The sequence below is a fragment of the Ruegeria sp. BC2 genome (assembly GCF_056539245.1).
Genome location: NZ_JBQFUQ010000001.1, coordinates 1,439,872 through 1,454,999, shown reverse-complemented (window position 1 = coordinate 1,454,999; position 15,128 = coordinate 1,439,872). Strand labels below are relative to the sequence as shown.

The 15,128-nt window shown below is 60.8% G+C and carries 14 protein-coding genes; 5 read left to right on the top strand and 9 right to left on the bottom strand.

Annotation, left to right across the window (positions count from 1 at the left end; translation table 11 throughout):
• Positions 1-8 precede the first annotated feature (8 nt).
• From ACR0CU_RS07170 to ACR0CU_RS07145, 6 genes are all read right to left on the bottom strand, one after another.
• Entirely contained in the window at positions 9-230 is a 222-nt protein-coding gene (locus ACR0CU_RS07170; protein ID WP_170446458.1) for a hypothetical protein, read from the bottom strand.
• A complete protein-coding gene (locus ACR0CU_RS07165) occupies positions 227-1,384 on the bottom strand; it encodes an aromatic ring-hydroxylating oxygenase subunit alpha (RefSeq protein ID WP_170446456.1) in 1,158 nt (385 codons plus the stop codon). The genes ACR0CU_RS07170 and ACR0CU_RS07165 overlap by 4 nt, the downstream gene beginning before the upstream one ends.
• Before the next feature lie 111 nt (positions 1,385-1,495).
• Positions 1,496-2,212, bottom strand: coding sequence for a helix-turn-helix domain-containing protein (locus ACR0CU_RS07160; RefSeq protein ID WP_254429924.1), 717 nt, complete (start codon positions 2,210-2,212; stop codon positions 1,496-1,498).
• 278 nt (positions 2,213-2,490) lie between these two features.
• A complete protein-coding gene (gene ilvN / locus ACR0CU_RS07155; protein WP_093962354.1) occupies positions 2,491-3,051 on the bottom strand; it encodes an acetolactate synthase small subunit in 561 nt (186 codons plus the stop codon).
• A complete protein-coding gene (locus ACR0CU_RS07150) occupies positions 3,048-4,304 on the bottom strand; it encodes a glycosyltransferase family 87 protein (protein WP_170443027.1) in 1,257 nt (418 codons plus the stop codon). The genes ilvN and ACR0CU_RS07150 overlap by 4 nt, the downstream gene beginning before the upstream one ends.
• A 64-nt stretch (positions 4,305-4,368) precedes the next feature.
• Positions 4,369-6,120 (bottom strand): acetolactate synthase 3 large subunit, encoded by a 1,752-nt coding sequence (locus tag ACR0CU_RS07145; RefSeq protein ID WP_170587112.1) that lies wholly within the window; start codon positions 6,118-6,120, stop codon positions 4,369-4,371.
• 418 nt (positions 6,121-6,538) lie between these two features.
• Here ACR0CU_RS07145 and ACR0CU_RS07140 point away from each other — a divergent pair, with 418 nt between their 5' ends.
• Both ACR0CU_RS07140 and ACR0CU_RS07135 read left to right on the top strand, forming a co-directional pair.
• A complete protein-coding gene (locus ACR0CU_RS07140) occupies positions 6,539-7,384 on the top strand; it encodes a HalD/BesD family halogenase (RefSeq protein WP_170446451.1) in 846 nt (281 codons plus the stop codon).
• A gap of 44 nt (positions 7,385-7,428) precedes the next feature.
• Positions 7,429-7,803, top strand: a complete 375-nt coding sequence (locus ACR0CU_RS07135) for a bleomycin resistance protein (RefSeq protein WP_170402529.1) — start codon at positions 7,429-7,431, stop codon at positions 7,801-7,803.
• Between the two features lie 30 nt (positions 7,804-7,833).
• On the opposite strand, the gene ACR0CU_RS07130 is transcribed toward ACR0CU_RS07135, so the two are convergent.
• Positions 7,834-8,478 carry a response regulator transcription factor gene (locus tag ACR0CU_RS07130; protein WP_170446449.1) on the bottom strand — a complete coding sequence of 215 codons (645 nt, stop codon included), beginning with the start codon at positions 8,476-8,478 and terminating at the stop codon, positions 7,834-7,836.
• Positions 8,478-9,911 (bottom strand): cache domain-containing protein, encoded by a 1,434-nt coding sequence (locus tag ACR0CU_RS07125; RefSeq protein WP_170418374.1) that lies wholly within the window; start codon positions 9,909-9,911, stop codon positions 8,478-8,480. Before ACR0CU_RS07125 ends, ACR0CU_RS07130 begins: the two co-directional genes overlap by 1 nt.
• Positions 9,912-10,158: 247 nt before the next feature.
• On the opposite strand from ACR0CU_RS07125, the gene ACR0CU_RS07120 reads away from it, so the two are divergent.
• The 3 genes from ACR0CU_RS07120 (at position 10,159) to ACR0CU_RS07110 (ending at position 14,664) form a co-directional block, all read left to right on the top strand.
• Positions 10,159-11,241, top strand: a complete 1,083-nt coding sequence (locus ACR0CU_RS07120; protein ID WP_170338175.1) for a TRAP transporter substrate-binding protein — start codon at positions 10,159-10,161, stop codon at positions 11,239-11,241.
• Between the two features lie 124 nt (positions 11,242-11,365).
• Positions 11,366-12,292, top strand: a complete 927-nt coding sequence (locus ACR0CU_RS07115; RefSeq protein WP_170338177.1) for a TRAP transporter small permease subunit — start codon at positions 11,366-11,368, stop codon at positions 12,290-12,292.
• Between the two features lie 17 nt (positions 12,293-12,309).
• Positions 12,310-14,664: a TRAP transporter large permease gene (locus ACR0CU_RS07110; RefSeq protein ID WP_170358851.1), complete on the top strand. Its 2,355-nt coding sequence runs from the start codon at positions 12,310-12,312 to the stop codon at positions 14,662-14,664.
• 74 nt (positions 14,665-14,738) lie between these two features.
• Here ACR0CU_RS07110 and ACR0CU_RS07105 read toward each other — a convergent pair whose 3' ends face one another.
• Entirely contained in the window at positions 14,739-15,128 is a 390-nt protein-coding gene (locus ACR0CU_RS07105; RefSeq protein ID WP_170338689.1) for a VOC family protein, read from the bottom strand.

The window sequence follows — 15,128 nt, the reverse complement described above, 5'->3', positions numbered from 1 at the left end:
TCTCGGGGTCAGGGATCGGGCACTTCGCGGGCCATGTCGACCAGCATCTGACGCAGCCGGCCAGCGCTGGGCAGGTTGGCTTCAAGCGCATGGACAAAGGCGTGGGTCAGAAAAAAGCTCCGGGCATCGTCGTCCTGCTGGCTGGCGGCGGCCAGTTCGTACAATTCGGCCAAAGCCGTGATGTCACCCGCCGCATGCGCCTGCAGAAGGCGGGTGTGCAGGTCGGTCATTCAGCGGCCATTTCGGAGCGATGTGCCATCAGACGCTGCGCCACCCAGTCGTGGAACAGATGGGTCGGCCCGTCCATCGCCGGTGAGAAATGTCCGCCGTCAAACCCCGGCGCCGCGCGGCCACGCTGCATCCCTTCTACGACGAACACATCCTCTTCAAAGACCACTTTCCACTGCTCGGCATTGCGGGCGCGCAGATCCGCATCGGTATCTGGCGTCGAATAGAACAGGTGGATGTGCTCCGAGGTCCGGTTCTGGGCCTCGGGCCGCAGAATGATGGCGAAGGCGTGGTCCCGGTGCACGCCCAGCAGCACGTTGGGGAAGGCGGCAATGTATTCGGCTGCGGTGTCCCATTTCTCGCTGAGACCTTCGAAATCGGGAAAAACCCGACCGGCCTCAGTTTTCAGTTGCCGATAGACCAAGGTTCCCTGACCGGAATAAAGGCCGGGCTCCTGGATGTGATAGTGATCCTCAAGCCGCGAGTAACTGTTCAACCCGGGATGCACCCACGGCAGGTGATAGCTTTCACAGTAGTTCTCGACCGCCAGCTTCCAGTTGCAATTGACGTCCAACCGAAAGGAACTTTCCGGGCCGCCGTGGTACAGCGGCTTGTCGAACTCGGCCCAACGCTCGATCAGCCTGGCGTTGGCATCCTCGAACGTCGGCGCGTCGCCCGAGACGTTGATCCAAACCACGTCGCGCCAGATATGGCTGCGCACCTCGATCAGGCCGAGTTCCGATTTGCTGACCGCGTCATGTGCGTTCTGGCCCGGGCCGCCCACATGCGGCGTGGCGACCAGCCGACCTTCTGTGGAATAGCACCAGCTGTGATAGGGGCAGCGAATGGCGCCTTCGATCTTGCGGGGCTCTTCGACCAGGATCATGCCGCGGTGACGGCAGATATTTTGAAACACACGGACCGTATCGGAACGGTCACGCAGCAACAGCAGCGGAATACCCATGAACTCCAGCGGAACCGCGTCACCGGGCTCGGGGACATCCGCGGTGACCGCGAGACCGGCCCAGCCATCCAGCAGCAGGGCCCGAGTTTCTTCGGCGTGCAGGGCAGGGTCGGTATAATGTGCATTGGGCAGGCCCAGAGCGGTTTCAATGCTCTGACGAACAGCCGACAGATCGGTTGGGGTGCTGGCCATCTGGTTCTCCTCGCTTCCCCACCAGCCTAGGCATCCGGGACCGGCCCTCGCTTACACTTCTGCGACTCCGGCTTTTCTCACAACGACATGCACGGGAGTTTGGGCGGTTTCCTATGTCCGGCGCGCGAGCCGCGCTGCCTCCAGCGTTGCCCGGAAATCGTGGCCCAGATGGCGGATTTCCAATCTGTAGATGTGCGGAGTAGCCGCAGAGTGCTCCATGCACGAACCGATCCAGACGCCGTTGCCATCGGTCATGTCCTTGCGGATCACCATCGTCTTGCTGTCACGACCAGCCTCGCGCGACAAGACTGCGTAGATATTGGGTCCGGCGCAGGCGGCGAAGCCACGAAGTTCACGGCCCGTGGCGGAACGCGTACCGGCCATGGCCGGCGGCAGGAAGCCGCGCAGGACAGCACACTGATGCAGGTGCCGGGTTTGAACCAGCCAATGATGGGCGCGTGGATCGGCTTCGCCGCCATGTTGCGTCACAAGATAGACGCCGCTTGGAAACGTGTCCTCGGTCAAGGCTGCCAGTCCGGGCCGAAGGAACTGGACCACGCTTTCGGGCAGGTCACAGCGCCGGGGCGCGGGGATTTCCTCAAGCGGTTTCAACAGAATGCGGGCATCCACGTCAAAGAACCGGCAGATGCGGTCCAGAACGTCCGGGCGTGGAAAACTCTCGCCAGAAAGATACCGGTTGAACTGCGTGCGGTTGACGCCCAGCTGTCTGCACAGTTCGGCGACCGAAGGATAGCGGTCGGCAAGTTGCCTGAGATTCGCCCCCAGCATGCTGCGCAGCTCGGCGGGCGTGCGAGTGTCTACGGCCATGTCTCACTCTGGTTTGCAACGGTTCGGGAAACACGACCGGATCGGCCAGAAAGGCCGGTCGCCAGTCAAGAAATCGCAATATTGACCCCATGGAACACGCAGTTTGCGTATTCTGGTCCAAGCGTAACGCGCTCAGGCGCGAACGCAATAGGCATTAAGCCTATTTGTATGGTCTTTTTCCTATCAGTGCTCAGTTACGCACCCGCGGAATTCGATCCAAAAACGCAAAACGCCCCGTCGATCTGCGCGACGGGGCGTTTTGATGGGTTCGCGAAAAATCAGTTGCCGCGCAGCAGGGCCGCGACGCCTGTCCGTGCAACCTCGACAGAGCCCAGCGGGCGCATCAGATCGGCAAATGCATCGATCTTGTCCGGCGCGCCGGTGATTTCGAAGATGAACGAATTCAACGTGCTGTCCACGACATTGGCCCGGAAAATGTCGGCAAGGCGCAACGCCTCGACCCGCTTGTCGCCTTCGCCGACGACCTTGATGATCGCCAGTTCCCGTTCGACCGAAGGGCCTTCGACAGTCAGGTCATGCACGTCATGCACCGGGACAATGCGGCCCAGCTGAGCCTTGATCTGTTCGATCACCTGCGGTGTACCGGTGGTGACGATCGTGATGCGGCTGAGGTGTCCGGTGTGGTCGACCTCGGCCACGGTCAGGCTTTCGATGTTGTAGCCGCGCCCCGAGAACAGCCCTATGACCCGGGCTAGAACCCCCGGTTCGTTTTCGACCAGAACAGCGATCGTGTGGCGTTCCTGCACGTCCGAGAAGGTCGGGCGCAGGTTGTAGGCCGAGTGGCGGGTGGAACCTTTTCGGATCTTGAGTGCAGTCATTGGAAGACCTCATCGTTGGCAGAGGAATAGTCTGGCGCCCGCAGCCGTTGAACAACGGCACCGATGCAAACCAGACATGAAAGATACAAAAGCGGTGCAAAAAGCAGGCGGATCGAGATGTCGGCCTCGCCGCGGAACAGAAAGGCGAAGAAAGCGGGGGCGGCACCCAGCCACATCGCTCCGGCCAACGCTAGGCCCCATGGGCTGTTCGTCAATACACCTGCGCGCAAAAGGAATAGTCCCGCAGCGGAGATCAGAGCAGATTCGTAGAACCACAGGTATGGGGTGGACAGCATAACCGCCAGCGCCAGCACCGCGGCACGCAGGTCAAAACCGATCCGGGGGCTGCGCCATGTGATCGTGACCATGATGGCCGCGCAGGCTGTGATCGTCCACTGAACGGCCAAGGCGACAGGCTCGGGCAGCCCAAAGCTGGCGAGCGTCGAATAGGGGCTAAGCATCAGATTGTTTTCGACGATGGTTTCACGCACCACCGAAAAGTGGACCGCCATCATGTTGCGCATTTCCAGCCAGTATTCCGGACCGTAGAGCGCAGTCGCCAACCCCGAGATGACCAGGGTCGTGACGCCGGCCGAAATGATGGTCGGCCACGCTCGGCACGCCAGCAAAGCAAAGGGAATCAGGATGCCCAGCTGAGGTTTGAGCGTCAGAAGGCCGATAAAAAAGCCGGCAAGAACCAAACGTTGGTTCTTGAGCGCTGCAAGTGCCGCCAGCAAACCGGCCATCCACAGGGCTGCGGTCTGCCCCATGAACAGGGTCGGCAATATCGCGGGTGGCAGCGCAAATGCGAACCAGACCGGTGTGATGCCTTCCGCGAACGGCCGGGCGGCGAATATCATCGCGACGATCGACGCGATCGAGAAGACCAGCCAGGCAATGGGGAAGGGAAGGGCGCCCAAGGGTTGCAGCGTTGCAAGAAACGCCGGCGGGTAAGACCAGGGCATCCAGTCATCTTCCTTGATGACGTTGTGCATGGCGGTCAGGCTGTCGACACTGAAAGCCGACAGAGGCTCACCCAGATGGGCCAGACGTCCGGCGGCCCAGAAGACCCGAAAGTCGATCGGAAAGCCGGCGCTGCCATTGGCCGCGATCTCGCTCCAGCTGAGGCCGAGCCAGATGACAAAGACCCCAAGCACCAGCGCAGGGACAAGAATGCCCAACTGCCAGCCGCGACGCCCCGCAAAAATCTGCAGGTTCTCGCGTGGAGATGTCTGAGTGGGGATGCCGGGCATGTTCCGTCCTGTCCTGTGAGCGTCCATCAGGGCCAACAGCGTGGCCCTGTGTCCGCAAGCAATATCAAACCAGCACCGCGCCGCCAGCCTGAATGACACCCTTCGTTTCGGCCTCGCCCAGCAGCATCTCGTTATGGGCCTTGCCCGACGGGATCATGGGGAAGCAGTTCTCGTGCTTTTCCACCAGACAGTCAAAGATCACCGGACCGTCGTAATTGATCATCTCCATGATCGCGTCATCCAGATCGGCGGGGTCTTTGCAGATGATCCCCTTGGCCCCGAAGGCCTCGGCCAGCTTGACGAAATCGGGCAGGGCCTCGGACCACGAATGCGAATAGCGTTCGCCGTGCAGCAGTTCCTGCCACTGGCGCACCATGCCCAGGCGTTCGTTGTTCAGGATGAACTGCTTCACCGGCAGGCGGTATTGGACGGCGGTGCCCATCTCCTGCATGTTCATCAGCCAGCTGGCCTCGCCCGCGACGTTGATCACCAGCGCGTCGGGATGTGCCATCTGCACACCGATCGAAGCCGGGAAGCCATAGCCCATCGTGCCCAGCCCGCCCGAGGTCATCCAGCGGTTGGGGTCTTCGAACCCAAGGAATTGCGCGGCCCACATCTGGTGCTGGCCCACCTCGGTACAGACATAGCGATCGTGGTCCTTGGTCAGCGCCTCGAGCCGTTCCAGCGCGTATTGGGGTTTGATCGCCTTTTCGCTGTTGGTGTAGGCAAGGCAGTTGACCTTGCGCCAGTCCGAGATCTGAGACTGCCACTTGGCGATCGCTTCGGTGTTGGTTTTGCGACCACGCGCCTTCCAGACTTTCAGCACGTCTTCCAGAACATGCGCCACGTCCCCCACGATGGGGATGTCCACCCGGATCACCTTGTTAATCGAGGACGGGTCGATGTCGATATGCGCCTTTTTCGACTTGGGCGAGAAGGCGTCGATACGCCCCGTGATCCGATCGTCGAACCGGGCGCCGACATTGATCATCAGATCACAGTCATGCATGGCCATGTTCGCCTCGTACAGACCGTGCATGCCCAGCATCCCGATCCAGTTCTTGCCCGATGCGGGGTAGGCACCCAGGCCCATCAGGGTCGAGGTGATGGGGAACCCGGTCGCGTCGACCAGCTCGCGCAGCAGTTGGCTGGCAGCGGGGCCTGAGTTGATCACGCCGCCGCCGGTGTAGAACACAGGCCGCTTGGCGGTTTCGATGGCGGCGACCAGTTCGGTGATCTCTTCGATGTCGCCCTTGAGCGCCGGTTGATAATGCGAGGTCGATGGTTTCGGCGCGGTGTATTTTCCGGTGGCAAACTGGACGTCTTTGGGAATGTCGATCAACACAGGACCGGGACGGCCCGCGGTGGCGACATGAAACGCCTCGTGCATGGTTTCTGCCAACGAGTTGGTGTCTTTGACCAGCCAATTGTGCTTGGTGCAGGGCCGGGTGATGCCCACCGTGTCCGCCTCTTGGAACGCATCCGAGCCGATCATGAACGTCGGCACCTGACCGGTCAGAACCACGATCGGGATCGAATCCAGAAGCGCGTCGGTCAGGCCGGTCACCGCGTTGGTCGCGCCGGGCCCCGAGGTCACCAGTGCGACACCGGGTTTGCCGGTTGAACGGGCATAGCCCTCGGCGGCATGTATCGCGCCCTGTTCATGCCGCACCAGGATGTGACGGATGTCATTTTGCAGAAAGATCTCGTCATAGATCGGTAGCACGGCGCCGCCGGGGTATCCGAATACCGTGTCCACGCCCTGATCCTTGAGGGCCTGGACCACCATCTTTGCGCCGGTCATCTCACGTGTCATCTGCTTTGCTCCGTTCGCGACATGTGTCTTGCGTTTGACAAAAAAAAGCCCCCGAAGTTTCGGAGGCGCATGGGTTCGATTATGGTTTACCGTTACCGGCCCATGCGCGTGGTTCCTACGATTACGACTAGCGTTCTCATCGCCAGAGGCTCCTTTTTGCGTGGGGCAGACATTATGGGCGGCGCGAAGGGGCGTCAACAGGCAATCTGGCCAATTTCCTGACTCTGATGTCGAATTTTGCGACATTTTGTTGCGCAGATTGCCGCATGTGGGGAAATTTCCGAAAATACTGGCCGAGTTTTGCCGAGTTCCGAGCGGTGGTCGAGGTCAGAATGCGTCAGAGCGATGTCTGAAACGGGCATGATGCGGGGTCCGGGCTGGGTCAGGCTGGGGCTGCGAACAAGTCAGGGAGGACGGCATGCTGATGGATCTGGTGGACCTCGGGCGCTATCCGATAGATCGTCCGAATTCGGCGGCCTATGATCGGTTGATCGATGACATTCGTCGTGACCTCGACAAAGATGGTTGCGCAGTTTTACCCGGATTTGTCCACGAAGACGGGTTGGGTCAGTTGCTGACCGAAGCCGAAGCAGTCGCGCCGAGTGCGCATCGCAGTTTCAACCGGACCAACGCCTATTTCACCAAGGACGATCCCCGCTTTGGTATCGCCCACCCGATCCGTCGGTTCTATGACCGGTCGAACGCCTTTGTTCCGGCCGACAATTTCCCGTCTACCGGTCCCCTGCGCAGAATCTACGAGTTCGAAGGATTTCTGCCCTTCATACGCGAAGCGCTGAATGAACCCGCGGATCGGTTCTTTCGCTACGATGATCCATTGGCGGATGTGATCATCAACGTGGTCGAAGAGGGGCAGGGCTTTCCGTGGCATTTCGACACGAACAACTACACGGTTACTCTGGCGATCCAGAATGGCGAGCAAGGCGGCGCCTTTGAATACGCGCCGAACCTGCGCACCGCTGAGAAGGAGAACTTTGACAAGGTGGCCTCGGTTCTAGACGGCAATATGGGAATGGTGCGCCAGTTGGAGCTCAATCCCGGTGATTTGCAGATCTTTCGGGGGCGCTATTCCTTGCATCGCGTGGCGCCGGTGTCGGGTGCACGGCCGCGCTACGTGGGGATATTCTCCTTTGTCGAGGCCGAAGGCATGTGTGGCGGGGTCGAGCGTACTCGGCAGCTCTATGGCCGTGTGCTGCCGTGTCATCGCGACAGGGAGGGGGTGCGAAACGATGAGCTTCTGGACTGACCCATGCTAGGGTGGAGCAGTCAGATCCTGCCAGGGAGTGCAAGGTGCCACGTATTCTTCAGCTGACCCCTTTTGTCCTGTGTTCCTCGCTGAGCCGACAAATTGCATTCTACTGCGATCGTCTGGGTTTCGCGTGTGGGTTCACGCAAGACAACTATGCTTTTCTCAGGCTTGGCCCGGTTGCAATTCGCCTGCTGGAATGCCCGCCGCGCGCGGATGGCCTGCCGCTGGGCCACGAGCAATCCTTCTATATTGATGTCGAGGATATAGACGACTTGTACGAAAGCCTGCGTCCCAAACTCGAAGACCTGCCCGAAGGGCGGGTTCGTGCGCCATTCGATCAGCCATATCAACAGCGAGAGTTTCACGTTCTGGATGAGGACGGCACGCTGATCTTTTTCGGCGAAGGAATCCGTTGAAGCGCGGAAGCTGCGCTGATGGCGCGGCCGTCAGAAGGCCACGCCGGTTCCTTGCAGAACGCCATGTTCCAGCGCGTATCGGGTCAGGCCGGCAGTCGATGAGATGCCCAGCTTGCGCTTGATGTTTTTGCGATGGGTTTCGACCGTGCGAACCGAAATATTCAGCGCCAAGGCCACTTCCTTGTTCGACTTGCCCTGCGCCAGTTCCAGAAGGATCGTCTGCTCGCGTCCGGTGAGCGCTTCGCGCGCCGCATCCTCTTTCGGTTCCAGCGATCCGATCGCCCCGGTGCACAGATAGCGCTCTCCACCCATGACCGCGTCTATGGCCTGCTTGATTTCGTCCGTCGGCACATCCTTGAGAACGTAGCCCTTGGCCCCATGGCTCAATGCGGTCGAGATGTATTCCGGGCTGTCATGCATCGACAGAATGAGAATGCGGGTTTCGGGCAGCCGTTCGAGGATCAGCTCCGTGGCGCTCAGCCCCCCGATCCCCGGCATGTTCAGATCCATCAGGATGACATCGGGCTGCAGGCGCGCGGCCTGATCCACGGCGTCACGGCCATTGCCCAACGTCCCGACGACCTTGATGTCGTCAAAACTCTCGAGGATCGACTGGATGCCCTCGGCGACCATGGGGTGATCGTCGACGATAAGGACTCGGATCGTTTCGGTCATCAGGAACCGGCCTTTCCTTTGGGTGTCGCGTCTTCCTGCGGCGGCAACAGGTGGCTCAGCGGCAGGCTGACTTCGATCACTGTACCACTTTGTGCGCCGCGTGATGACAGGATACGCAGGGATCCGTCAAGCTGTTCTATGCGCTCTTGCATGTTGCGCAGCCCGATCCCGGTGCTGACCCGGCCCGGTCGTGACCGAAGGCCACGCCCGTTGTCGGTGATGCGCATGGTCGCGCCCTTCTTGTGGCCGCGCAGGTCGATCGTGACGCGGGTTGCGCCAGAATGGCGTTCGATATTCGTCAGCGCCTCTTGCGCGATACGGTAGAGGGCGATCTTGCTGTCCTGGTCCAGACGATTGCGGAACACGACGGTCGAAAACTCGGTCTCGATCCCGGTCCGTTCGCGGAAATCGTCGGTCAGCGCCTTCAGGGCCGGGCCAAGGCCCAAGTCATCCAAGACGCCTGGCCGCAGGTCGCGACTGATGCGACGCACTTCGGTAATCGCGGTGCCCAGGTTGTCGATGCCCTTGTCCAGCGGCGCACGTGCGCCGTCATGATCGCCCTTGGACAGGCGCCGCCGGGCATTGTCCAGCGCATAGCGCACCCCGACCAGGATCTGGCTGATCCCGTCATGCAGTTCACGCGCCACGCGGCCGCGCTCTTCCTCCTGCGCGTCGATGACCCGCTTGGTCAGTTCCTTCAGCTTGGCATCCGCAAGCCGGCGTTCGCGGATGTTCAACAGCATCCCCGAGGCGAAGACGATCAGAACCGCCGCCAGAACGATTCCGCCGATATACAGGAACGTGCGTTGTACGCGCGCTTCGACTTCGGCGCGGGCATTGGCTACGGTGGCCACGATGTCGTCGATGAATACACCGGTTCCCACGGCCCAACGCCAATCCTGCAGGCCGACGACATAGGCGATCATCATCGCCTCTTCCCCGGTCGAGGGCTTCTGCCACATGAAACTGTGCCATCCGGCACCCTGCCGGGCCAGGCGGATGAACTCGTCGACCACCGGAACACCCTCGCTGTCCGTCAGGCCCTCCCAGTTCTGATTGATGAACTCGGTCTGGCGCGGGCTGACAAGGTTGTTGCCGTCATAATCGTATACGAAGAAGAACCCGTCCTTTCCGTAGATCATCGCCGACAGGATCTGGGTCACCAGATTCTGGGCCACCTCGTCATCCGGAGACGCGCGTCCGTAGATGTATGCGAACCCGTTTCGGGCCTGTGTCACGTAGTTGCGCAGCTCTTCCTTCTTGGCCTCGATCAGCCGACGCTCCAACGCCTTGATCTCGCGTTCAGCCGTCGCGCGGGATTCATAGGCAACCATAACCGCGATTGCGGCCACGGCCACCACCAGCGGAATGGCCGCAACCAGCGACAGCTTCTGAGCATAGGTCAGTGAAAGCAGAGCGCGGAATTTCCCCATGGTCGAATCGATACGCAAGCGGGGGTGAAATTGCAAAGAGATTGGGCATTCCGGCGCTCGGAACGCCCGGAACTCGCGGTTTGCGGGTAGAAATGAGCCCGGGAATTGCGCGTTCTGCAGAAAAAACCATCTGATCTACGTAGTAATAGGTATTCCTTTTCAACCGGCCATCATTAGGGTGACGCTACCGTAAACGACTGGCTCGGGCGCTGCCCGAGTCGTGACTATGAAGGGGAGGAATACTCTTATGGATCGTCGTAAGTTTCTAAAGACGTCGGCACTGGGCGGCTCGGCCGCAGCGGCAACCGCACTGGCGGCACCTGCCTATGCGCAGGGCAAGCGCACGCTGACAATGGTTACCTCGTGGGGCCGCGGTCTGGCTGGCGTGTTCGACAGCGCGCAGCGTTGCGCCGACAGCATCACCGCAATGTCCGACGGCAACCTGACCGTTGACATCAAGGCCGCGGGCGAACTGGTGGGCGCGTTCGAAGTGTTCGACGCGGTCTCGTCGGGTCAGGCTGACATGTATCACGCCGCTGACTATTACTTTGTCGGTCAGCACCCGGGCTATGCGTTCTTCACCGCCGTTCCGTTCGGAATGACCGCGCAGGAACTGGTGAACTGGTACTATTTCGATGGCGGCATGGAGCTGCATGACGAACTGGGCCAGATCTTCGGCCTGAAATCGTTCCTGGCAGGCAACACCGGTGCGCAGGCCGGCGGCTGGTACTCGAAAGAGATCAACAGCCCCGAAGACTTCAACGGCCTGAAGTTCCGTATGCCGGGTCTGGGCGGCAAGGCTCTGGGCAAACTGGGCGCATCGGTTCAGAACATTCCGGGTTCGGAAGTGTACCAGGCACTGTCCTCGGGTGCCATCGACGGCACCGAGTGGATCGGTCCCTGGGCAGACGAAAAGGCCGGTTTCCAGGAGATCACCAAGATCTACTACACCGCCGGTTTCCACGAGCCGGGCGCAGGCCTGTCGCTGGCCACCAACCGCGACGTGTTCGAAAGCCTCTCGCCGGCGCACCAGAAGATCATCGAGATCGCTGCCGGCGAAGCGCACCAGTGGAACCTGGCACAGTTCCTGGCCAACAACGGCGCGGCGCTGCAGCGTCTGCAGGCCGGTGGCGTAAAGGTCATGGAATTCCCCGACAGTGTCTGGGATGCCTTCGGACAAGCCAGCCAGGAAGTTCTGGCCGAGAACATGAGCGACGAGCTGTTCAAGAAGATCCACGACAGCGCGATGGCATCGATGAAAGCCTCGTCGTCGTGGCTGAACATGTCTTCGGGCGTCTACACCGCGCAGCGCGACCGCGTTCTGGGCTAACTGGCCGTCTGGCAATCAAACGGTTTCCCCGCCACGTGCGGGGAAACCTTTCCTGTTGCAGATGCGCGGATCGCACGGTTTTCCGCTATAATCAGCGTCGCAACCAACGGGACCTGGGGACATTATGCAGGACGAAAACGGTATCTCGTTCTTCGGCGCCCTGTGGAACGGACTGGTTTGGTTCGTTCAGAGCATCGCCGAAGCCTTCTATAATTTCGGATACGCCATCACGCATCCGCAGCTGTGGCTGAACTGGTCGGACAAAGAAGCGATCATGCGCTTTGTCTACTACGGCGGGTCGGTCGAGTTCTTTTTCGTGGTCTTCACGATCTTCCTCGTGCTGACCGCGATCGGGCTTTACTTCCGCGGCTTCATGTGGGGCATGGTGCGCGTTTTGGAAGGGTTCGCCAACACGACCGGGCGTTTCTTTGCCTGGGCGGGCCTGCTGATGGTGATCCAGCAAATCGTCATCGTATTCATGCAGCGCGTGTTCGCGCGGCCTGACATGGCGTTTGGTCTGGGTATCCCGTTCCAGATGGATATCAGTTGGTATGCCGAAGAACTGAAGCTGTACAACGCGCTCGTCGTCTGCCTGTGCTGCACCTACACCTTCGTGCAGGGCGGCCACGTCCGCGTGGACCTCGTATATGCCGGCATCTCGCACCGGGCCAAGCGCGTGGTCGACATGCTGGGCTCGATCCTGTTCATGATGCCCATCGCCGTGCTGACCTGGATGTATGGCTGGTACTTCATGTGGCGTCACCTGATCGTGCCGAAGCCCTCGGCCAGCGACACGCTGGACCGGCTGGTGATGAAATCCCGCGCGCTGCGCTGGAACGTAGAAACCATCGGCTTCAGCCCCAACGGCTTCAATGCCTACTTCCTGTTCAAGATCCTGCTTGTGGCCTTTGCCGCGATGGTGTTCCTGCACGCGATCGCGTTCTTCTACCGGTCCTATCTCGAATATGTCGAAGGCCCGGAAAGCGCTGGAAAATACCTCGACAAGGACAGCCTTGGCGAGGGTGAAGAAGCCTACGAAGGCACACATTAAGGACGGAGACCAAGACAATGCTATTCGGACTTGATGGCGTAGAGATAGGCCTCATTATCGTATTCCTCTGCCTGTTTGGCGGAATTCTCAGCGGCTTTCCGGTGGCGTTTGCCATCGGCGGGGCCGGTATCATCTCCTTCGGGATCATCGCCGCGCTGGACAGCGCCGGGTTGCTGATCCACCAGGCGATCGACACAAGCTCGCAAGCCTATCGGGACATCGTGAATTCGGGTGTGAAACCCGATGTGATATCCGTGTTCCGATACCCGGACCTGCCAAGGATCGCCGAGCCGGTCTTTGTTCAGGGTTGGGAAACCGCGTTGGACCGCAACGTGTCCTTCATCGTGAACCGTATCAACGAACGAGTTCTGGCCGGTCAGTCGATCGAGACTCTGCTGGCGGTGCTGATGTTCGTGCTGATGGGCATCACGCTGGAACGCTCGAAAATCGCCAACGATCTGCTGACCACAATGGCGCGCGTCTTTGGCCCGCTGCCGGGCGGTCTGGCGGTGTCGATCGTGGTTGTGGGGGCATTCCTTGCGGCCTCGACCGGTATTGTGGGCGCGACCGTGGTGACGATGGGCCTGCTGGCCCTGCCGACCATGCTGCGCAACAACTACTCGCCAGAGCTGGCGACGGGCGTGATCGCGGCCTCGGGCACGCTGGGGCAGATCATTCCGCCCTCGATCGTGATTGTTCTGCTGGGCACGCTGGCGGGTGACCTGTATTCGACGGCGCAGGAGACCCGCGCGGTCGAAGCGGGCTGTACCGACGCGCTGACCTATCTGGGCGAGCCGGCCGTGGTTTCGGTGGGGACGCTGTTCCAGGCGGCGCTGCTGCCGGGGATCATGCTGGCGCTGCTCTATGCGCTTTATGCCTTTGGCTACGCGCTGCTCAACCCGCACAAGGCACCTGCGGTCGAACTGTCAGGCGGCAGCGGCGAGACCATCACCCGCTCGGAAGGCCTGACCTGGCTGCTGGGTGCCCCGGTCGCACTGATCGTGGGCGCGGTTCTGCTGGGCAGCGCCGGTGTCATCGGAAGCCAGAACATCACGGTTTCCGGCTTCTCGGACATCGGTGAGGCGGCCTCGTTGCGCACCAACGTATCCGAGGAGTGCAAGGCCTCGATGATAGACCTGCATGGTCAGGCGGCCTGGGACAAGGCCGTGGCCGAGCAGGAAGCCATCGATGCCGCCGGCGGCGCAACCGAAGCGCAACGGCTGAGCGAGGAAGAACTGGCTTCGGCCCGTGAAGCCAAGATTGCGGCTGCCGCCCCGATCGGCACCGGTGTCGCGGTCATGGTCGTACTGCTGGGTCTGACGCTGGTTCTGGGTCGCGGCATCGCGCCCTCGCGATCGCCGCAGCCGCTGATCGTGGGTGCAATCGGGCTGATCCTGATGCTGCTGGTCGATGTGCTGCTGATTGCGCCGACCACCTCGTCGGGGGCCACCTTCCTGCTGCTGGCGCTGCCTTTCGGGCTTGCCATGTATGGCTGCAAGGAAGCGGCGGCGCGCTGTGCGACCAATGATCTGATCCGCGTGGTATTCCCGCCGCTGGTTCTGATCATCGCGGTACTTGGATCGATCCTGGGTGGTGTGACCAACCCGACTCCGGCAGCAGCGCTGGGGGCAGGCGGGGCCATCATGCTGGCGGCCTATCGCAAACTGCAGGATCAGGGACGGTCGGGCAAAGTGATCATCTGGTCCACCTTCGCTGTCATCATCTGCCTTCTGCTGGGTGTCAACTTTGACCTCCGCGTGAACCAAGGCGATGTAAGCGTCGAGACCTGGATTGCGTTCATCCTGGCCTATGCCACCTACCTCTATGCGCTGTTCGGCCTGCTGTTCGCCTGCTGGGTGCTGTATGCCAGCGGTGTTCTGACACCGGTGGTGCGGGAAACCGCCAAGGTGACCTCGATGGTGTTCACCATCCTGATCGGATCGCAGCTGCTGAATCTGGTGGTGATCTCGTTCGGCGGGGAACACTATATCCAGCAGTTCCTCAAGAGCTTTGACAACGAGTTCACGGTCTTCCTGATCGTGATGCTGGTGCTGTTCATCCTGGGCTTCGTGCTGGACTTCCTCGAGATCATCTACATCGTGATCCCGATCGTGGGTCCGGTGATCTATGGCGGGTCGTTCGACCCGAAATGGGTGACGATCATGGTGGCGGTGAACCTGCAGACCTCGTTCCTGACGCCGCCATTTGGCTTTGCGCTGTTCTATCTGCGCGGCGTGGCGCCGAAAGAGGTAACGACGGGCCATATCTACCGCGGGATCATCCCCTTCGTGCTGATCCAGGTGGTGGGCATCGGAATTCTGTGGTTCTTCCCGTCGATCGTGACGATCGTGCCGGACCTGATCCCGAACTGATCGGTGATGGCGTTATCCAACTGAAAAGGGGGCCGCGAGGCCCCCTTTGCTTTGGTCCCGGCTGACGCCGGTTGTCAGGTGAACTGGATCAGGTCCCAACGGTTCCCGAACGGATCCTGCCAGACGGCAACGATGCCATAGGGTTCATGGCGGGGCTCTTCCTCGAACCGGACCCCGTTGGCCAGCATGTCTGCGTGATCGCGGGCGAAATCATCGGTTCTGAGGAAAAACCCGACACGACCTCCGGTCTGATTACCGATTGCGGCCCGTTGGCTGTCTCCGTCCGCCTTGGCCAACAGCAGAGCAGCCCCATCGCTGCCGGGGGGCGTAACCAAAACCCATCGTTTGCCTTCGCCAAGATCGATGTCCTGGGTCAGCCGGAACCGAAGCGTCTTGGTGTAGAACGCGATCGCGTCATCATAGTCCGGCACCACCAGGGTGACGGCGTGCAAACCTTGCTGCAT